4 protein-coding genes are annotated in these 5982 nt (G+C 46.3%); 3 read left to right on the top strand and 1 reads right to left on the bottom strand.

The features are described 5' to 3' along the window. The 3 genes from BACCOPRO_RS17700 to BACCOPRO_RS16615 all read left to right on the top strand — a co-directional run. The coding region (locus BACCOPRO_RS17700) for a M56 family metallopeptidase (protein ID WP_008145437.1) at nucleotides 1–1470 on the top strand (1470 nt) is incomplete at its 5' end. A 30-nt stretch (nucleotides 1471–1500) separates the two neighbouring features. Next, on the top strand, nucleotides 1501–3819 hold the full coding sequence (locus tag BACCOPRO_RS16620; protein ID WP_008145435.1) for a TlpA family protein disulfide reductase: 2319 nt from the start codon (nucleotides 1501–1503) through the stop codon (nucleotides 3817–3819). Nucleotides 3820–4046: 227 nt separating this feature from the next. Further along, nucleotides 4047–4994 carry a TlpA family protein disulfide reductase gene (locus BACCOPRO_RS16615; protein WP_169306519.1) on the top strand — a complete coding sequence of 316 codons (948 nt, stop codon included), beginning with the start codon at nucleotides 4047–4049 and terminating at the stop codon, nucleotides 4992–4994. 1 nt (nucleotide 4995) lies between these two features. Here the strand turns inward: BACCOPRO_RS16615 and BACCOPRO_RS16610 are convergent. Beyond that, the coding region (locus BACCOPRO_RS16610; RefSeq protein WP_008145431.1) for a DUF4934 domain-containing protein at nucleotides 4996–5982 on the bottom strand (987 nt) is incomplete at its 5' end.

Below are 5982 nucleotides of genomic sequence, written 5' to 3'. Positions count from 1 at the left end.
ATCGTATTCTTCATCGTACGCAACCTCTGTTCACTGGCCAGGCTGGGCAGACTGATCCGTCAGGGCAAACGGGAAGCTCTGGACAGCTATCTCCCTGACCGGAAAGAGAAAAATGTACGGCTGGTGGTACACGATCACGACATTGCTCCTTTCAGCTGGATGCACTGGATCGTGATTGCCCGAAAGGATCTGGAAGAAAACGGACGCGAGATACTCATCCACGAACTGGCCCACATCCGCAACCGCCACTCATGGGATCTGCTGCTGGCCGACCTCTGCATCTTCGTACAGTGGTTCAATCCGGCTGCATGGCTGCAGAAACAGGAATTGCAGAATATCCATGAATATGAAGCCGACGAAACCGTTCTGCGCGAAGGCGTAAACGCCAGAAATTACCAGATGCTCTTAATAAAAAAAGCTGTCGGCACAAGGCTCTACTCTATGGCCAACAGCTTTAATCACAGTTCACTGAAAAAACGTATCACTATGATGTTAAAAGAAAAATCCAATCCGTGGGCACGGGCCAAGTATCTTTATATACTTCCATTGGCCGCACTGGCTGTTACGGCCTTTGCCCGTCCTGAAGTCTCAGCCGTAGCTGATGAGATTTCAGCCGTCAAAGTAATTGCTCCGGCCGTACACGACAGCATACAGCCCAATGTACAGCCAGCAGTCGCAGCACCCTCTTCGGCTCTGGACCAGATGCCTGAATTTCCAGGTGGCATGGAAGCGCTGAATACCTATCTCCGGAACAACATACGATATCCGCAGGAAGCCCAGAAAGCCGGAATACAGGGCCGGGTGATCATACAGTTCATCGTCAGCAAAGACGGCAGCATCACCGATGCAGAAGTGGTAGAAAGTGTGGATCCGCAACTTGATGCTGAAGGTTTGAGACTCATAAAAAACATGCCCCGATGGAAACCTGGCATGCGGAAAGGACAGGCTATCAGAGTGAAACAGACGCTACCGATCAGATTTGCTTTCACGAAAACATCCGACAAACCCGAAAACAGCAATTCCATCTTCCTGAAAAATGGAAGCTACAACTCTTCCCTCAAGGATGTCATTCTTCTGGTCAACGAACAGGAGGTCAGTCCGGAGATTTTCCGCGCCATCGATCCGCAGCGTATCCAGTCAGTTACCGTCCTGAAAGATCAGGCTTCTCTGGCCAAATACACGACCGACAAGAGCAAGACAGGAATCATTCAAGTCAAACTGAAAAAAGAGGATCAGGCTTCGGACATAAATATCCCGACCATCCGGTTTGACTCCCAGACATCTAAGTCTCTGGTCATCATAGACGGAAAAGCTGCTGATGCAACAGCTGTACAGGCTCTCTCACCCAGCCAGATCAAATCCATCAAAGTGCTGAAAGGCCAGCAGGCTGTTGATCTTTTTGGAGAAGCGGCGAAAAACGGGGCAATCTGTGTTTCAACCCGATCTGCAGAATCCGAAACTGACAAATAAAACCTAACCATACATAAACCTTTTATACACATGAAAACAAGAACAACCACAACCGTATCCTTGACCGATAAACGGCAGACACCATGGCAAAACCTCAGACAGCTGCTCCTATGCCTGCTGATCCTGCTTCCAGGAATACTGACAGCACAAACAATTGAAAATCCGACATTCAAGGCCCGCAACGGAAGTATCCGCAACATTACCCGGATCGAGCGTACCCCCGAATGTACAAAAGTCTACATCCACGCGATTTTCCGGCCACACTGGTGGATCAAGGAAGATGGAGAGAATTATCTGGAAGATACTGCCACCGGAATACGCTACAAGCAAACGGGAGCTGAAGGCATTGAACTGAAAAAGGAAACTTATCTTCCTGATTCGGGAGAAATGGACTTCGTACTGCTGTTCGAACCTCTGCCCCAGGAAACCCGGAAAATACATTTCATAGATCCCAATGGAAGAGAAGGAAATACTTTCGATATCTCACTGGTGGCTGATGCCTCTGAGCCCCGTTCTCTTCTGGAACCGGTAGAGGGAAACTGGTTTAGCGAGGATGCACAGAGCTGCTGGACTTACGGCATCTATGATTCCATCGTCATCCTGAACAACCGGCTGTACACTCCCGTGGAATGCAGAAAAAAGGGGAAACGCATCCTGATGACTGCCAGCGACCGCAAGGACGGAAGCACCGTCACCCTGAAACTGACTGCCCGGAAAGACGGTTCCTGCCTCATTGCCCTTAACGACGGAGAGGAACAACGCTACGTACGCACCCGCAAAGAGCCGGCAATACCGGATGCAGACAACGGATATGGCACGGACTTTTTCCGCCGGGACAGCGTTTACCTGCAAGGCTATCTGAAAGGTTATGATCCGAGACTGGGATTCGACAGCGGTATTCTTTATCTGAGCAATGAAATTACCCGCAAGGACTATCCCACAGTAGTCCCCATCAATCCCGACGGAAGTTTCGAATGCAAATTTATCCTGTCATATCCCGTTTGCCAGAACCTGACCCTGAACAACCAGTGGATTCCATTCTATGCCGAACCGGGTGACACAGTCACGATGTATCTGGACTGGGAAGATATCATGGCACGAAGCCGGGCACGCGACAACAAATATCCGCTCATCCACACGGCTTATATGGGAAAGACAGCCGCACTGTCTTATCTGGCCGTCACCCTGAATGACCTGATCGATTATCCTTACGAGAAGCTGAATAAAGCCCAGAAGACACTGACACCGGCACAGTTTCAGAAACAACTGGAACCGTACACTGCCCGGTGGCAGCAGCAAGCCGATTCACTTTGCCGGCTTTATGCAACTTCACAAAAAGCAGTTTCGCTGATCCGCAACCATACAGCCATCAAAGCAGGAGAGATTTATTTTGACTATCAGATGCCCCGAAGCTATTATGCCCGGCAAGACACGGCCAATCAGGTATTGCAGGTGCAGCCGGATGCTTCCTATTACGACTTTCTGAAACAAATGCCTCTGGACGAAATGTCAGCACTGGCCTGTTCCCGGATAAGTGTTTTCATCAACCGTTTTGAATACATGGACCCACTCGAAGCAGCCAATAATGCTTACAAGAGTCTGGCAGGTGAAGAAGACTTCAAAAAACTTCCGGATAATGAGAAACTGATCCGGATATATGCAAAGAAGTATGAGATACAGGACAGTATCATTCAGGCGCTGTGTAATGAACACTCTCCCCTGCTCTGGCAGATAGCCCGTGTACGCGACCTGCGTGCCATCGTTGCACAACAGACCAGCCGGAAAGATGCAGAATGCCTCATCGGAAAGACACAGGCAATCATTACCCATCCCTATATGCAGACTGCAGTCAAGGATATGATTGACGAACTGCATCCGGCAGGACGGACAGCATCCTACCAGCTTCCTGCGGGGAAAGCTACCGATATTTTCCGCCGTATCATTGCTCCTCATGCCGGCAAAGTACTCTTCATTGACTTCTGGGGAATCTATTGTGGCCCCTGCCGGGGTGGCATACAGGCTACGGCCGACCTGCGCAGACAATACCGCAACCATCCCGATTTTCAGTTCGTCTATATAACCAGCGAAAAAGAATCTCCGGGAAAGGCCTACACGGACTATGTAGAGAAGAACCTGAAAGGAGAAGCCTGTTACCGGCTCACAGACACTGAATACAAATATATGCGCCAACTTTTCCAGTTCAACGGAATTCCGCACTATGTAATCGTAGAAAAAGACGGAAGTATCTCAACAGAAGATGTCGGAACCCACAATCTGAAAGAGTTCCTGCAAAAGCGCTTCGGCTCTGTTCCGGAAACTCAATCCACAGACGAACATTCCATACAATAAAAACGGACTGAAAAATGAAAAGAAATCTCGCTATTCAGATCTTGTGTCCCCTTTTCCTGCTCATTGGAGCAGGAAACATTTGTCAAGCTCAAGTATTAGAAGGAAAATTCCGGATTCGTTGGCGTCTGAATAATATTCCTGACAGTGTAAGAGGAGTTATGTATGTCTTTAATCCAACAATGACTGCTAGCAAAGCAATAGCAGATTTTCCCTTGCAAAACGGAGAAATGATATACGAAGACACCATTTCACAACCAAAGCATTTAAAGTTTTTCGGTTGGGCAAAAGACTTTCCCAACTGGACTTTAGATTTGTGGGTAGACCGAGGAGGCTGGATTGATATTCAGGGAAAAGACAAATGGCTTCATCAATGGATGATCACTACGAATATTCCCCAACAAAAAGAAGCCTTATCGTATGCGGCCTGTACCGCAGACGAGACGGACGAATGCTTACAGATGGATGAAAAGTGCCAGGTGCACGACAGTCTTTTTTGGGACCGCTGGCATAAGCTCAATTACCGGAGTGTTAGAAAAACCTTCGAATATATGAAGACGGCGCCGGTCACGGAGGTATGGATTGACCAGTTTTTGGAAAAAGCCTGGAATACAACCTGGATTCCGGATTCATTGCGCAGTTTTCGTCCTGTTTTCCAGCAGTTGTATGCACGTATGCCGGCCGAATGGCAGGAAACGGAGAAAGGAAAACTCATTGAGTCATATGCCTTCCCTGCTCCGACAGTGGAAGAAGGAGACGATATGGCTGATGGTTTACTATATGACGCTGAAGGAGAATCCCGTCATTTGTCTGAATTGCAAGGCCGATACATCTTGTTGGATTTCTGGAGTATCTACTGCGGCCCCTGCCGCATGTCTGAACCGGAAATGGAAGAGATTGTCCATCTATATGGCGATAAATTGGCCTTGGTAGGAATATCCAATGATGAAAAAATCTCCTGGAGCAAATTCCTGAAAGAACACAAGATGCCGGGTTATCAATGGAAGGAACCGAAAAATGGAGGACGAAGTCTGGCTTCGCGTTATAAAGCCGGAGGCATCCCGCATTTCGTATTGATTTCGCCGGAAGGTAAAATCCTAAAGATGTGGACAGGCTATCGGAAAGGTATACTCAAATCCAAACTAAAAAAGTTTATATCAGAAGATACCATACAATAACTTACATTCTGCCGGGGTTCTTTCCACCTTTTCTAAAATAAAACTTTACCAGGCACGGATTATCATCTTCCTCACGCAACAAAAGTTTTGAGTAGTCTTGTTCTGACAAAAAAGGGCGCAAACAAGTATAATCATCAAAATTTAATTTCGAAACGATGTAATCTTCCGTAAACAGAAGAGGAGTTATACTTAAATTTTCAGCCAACTTTTCAAAGACAAATGTACTACCGTCCTGTTTTCTATAAAACACATTAATATGCTTATTGACAGTACCTAAACCTTTTTGCAGAGATACATAATAATATAGATCATTTTCCCGATGAAATTTCATACAGAAAGGGAGTGTTCCATCAGACAAATCTTTAATCAGCTCATCATTTCGTTTTCCTTCATTCTCAATCAAACGATATTTTTGCAACATTTCATCATTAATACCATCTTTGCCAAAATCCCAACAGTAAACAGGATACAGTCCTTTTTTAGTCAACTTATAGACTGTATTCTGATATGCCGTAGCAAAGTACACATTATCATGGTACTCATAAAAAGGATTCAAGCTACCCATATCCAAAATACGATCGTTCCTCCAAAAACCACCGACCGTATTTAGAGAGTCTTTTCCAACGACTGTAATTCCATCCTCATCTTCTCTCACGCACGACCAGAAAACCCATCTGTCCGGGCTAAGAGAAGCAACGGCATAATAATTAGGCTTGGCAGGTAACACATCCTGCCTGATAAATTTTCCACATAAGTCATATATTCCCATATACCCGTTTGGACTCAACAAGCCTATAGTCTGTTGGTTTTTATCAACCATAAAATCACTTATCAACAAATGATCTCCCGGACCATCACCCCATCGGGATATTTGTCTGACAAACGCTCCTTTCTCATCAAACACATATAGCGCAGGACGCCTGCTATCAAAAACATACAGCAAACTGTCAACATGTACTATTTTCTCTACATCCACCAGCAAACAACT

The organism is Phocaeicola coprophilus DSM 18228 = JCM 13818 (genome assembly GCF_000157915.1).
Lineage (GTDB): Bacteria > Bacteroidota > Bacteroidia > Bacteroidales > Bacteroidaceae > Phocaeicola > Phocaeicola coprophilus.
The sequence above is the reverse complement of the archived record's forward strand: the minus strand, read 5'-3'. Positions and strand labels throughout refer to the sequence as shown.

Coding starts and splice junctions, on each gene's coding strand:
- BACCOPRO_RS16615 (WP_169306519.1), top strand. CDS start 4,047: ATGATATACGAAGACACCATTTCACAACCAAAGCATTTAAAGTTTTTC.
- BACCOPRO_RS16620 (WP_008145435.1), top strand. CDS start 1,501: ATGAAAACAAGAACAACCACAACCGTATCCTTGACCGATAAACGGCAG.